The sequence below is a fragment of the Methanoregula sp. genome (assembly GCF_002835825.1).
Classification (GTDB): Archaea; Halobacteriota; Methanomicrobia; order Methanomicrobiales; family Methanospirillaceae; genus Methanoregula.
The window spans coordinates 1-1,051 of sequence record NZ_PIZH01000757.1; the positions used below are offsets into that span (position 1 = coordinate 1).

Below are 1,051 nucleotides of genomic sequence, written 5' to 3' on the forward strand. Positions count from 1 at the left end.
GGTGAGTGCCGGAATCGCCCTCACCCAGTACTTCATTGCCCGGTGGGCCGGGGAGCACGGGTACGCGAGGATCCTCACCGGCCAGGGCGCCGACGAGCTCTTCGGGGGCTATGCCCGGTACAGCGTGTCGGAGGATCTCGAAGGAGAACTCGCGCGGGACTTCGCGGGCCTGGAACTGCAGGCATGCCGCGACCAGGCGATCGCGGCGCTTCACGCAACCTGCCTCTCCCTGCCCTACCTCGACCTGCGGGTTGTGCGCGCTGCCCGTGCCATCCCCGCGAGCCGGAAGGTGCAGGGCAGCCACCGGAAGATCCCGTTAAGAACGGTCGCAGAACGCCACATTCCGCAGGATCTCGCATGGTACGAGAAGAAAGCCATGCAATACGGGAGCGGAGTATGGGCGACCCTCCGGAAGCTTGCCCGTAAAAATGGTTATAAAACGTCCATGCAAGATTACATAGACCAGATCATCAGGGTGGAACATGGTCTCTGAAAAAGATGTACAACATATCGCGGAGCTTGCTGACGTCGGCGTCAGCGCAGGAGAACTGGAGAATTTTACCCACCAGTTCAATGCAATCATTGAATACTTCGATACCCTCGACCGTGTCGAGGGAAAAGAGGAGATAACACGAGATCTCTACAATGTCCTGCGCGAGGATGTGGCCGAGCCCTCGCTCCCGCAGGAAGATGTCCTGCGCAATGCACCGGCCCAGGAAGACGGGTTCATCAAGGCGCCGAGGGTGATGTAGTGCCGGCACAGACCATCACGTTCGAACCCGAAGACAAGTACAACGCATTCCTTACGGTCTGCAACAAACCATCACATACCAGTGGTAAACTGGCCGGCATCGCAGTTGCCGTCAAAGACAATATTTCGACACAGGGTATCGAGACCACCTGCGCCTCGAAGATCCTCAGGGGCTATGTTCCCCCGTACGTTACCCATGTGTGCGCGCTCCGTAAACCGGCAGGCCCGGCGATCGCGGGCCGACCGATCAAGGTCGGACTCCGCATGGGCGCCAGCACCAGCATCCCCCTCTGCAGCCCC

General features: G+C 59.8%; 3 protein-coding genes. All 3 read left to right on the forward strand.

The genetic code is table 11. The features are described from left to right. A partial coding sequence (locus CW742_RS14970) for an asparagine synthase C-terminal domain-containing protein (RefSeq protein WP_292421780.1) occupies positions 1–493 on the forward strand: 493 nt, incomplete at its 5' end. Continuing rightward, the gene (gatC, locus tag CW742_RS14975) at positions 483–752 is read left to right on the forward strand and encodes an Asp-tRNA(Asn)/Glu-tRNA(Gln) amidotransferase subunit GatC (protein WP_292421783.1); all 270 of its coding nucleotides are present in this window, start codon (positions 483–485) and stop codon (positions 750–752) included. The genes CW742_RS14970 and gatC, both read left to right, overlap by 11 nt. After that, the coding region (locus CW742_RS14980) for an amidase family protein (protein ID WP_292421786.1) at positions 752–1,051 on the forward strand (300 nt) is incomplete at its 3' end. The genes gatC and CW742_RS14980, both read left to right, overlap by 1 nt.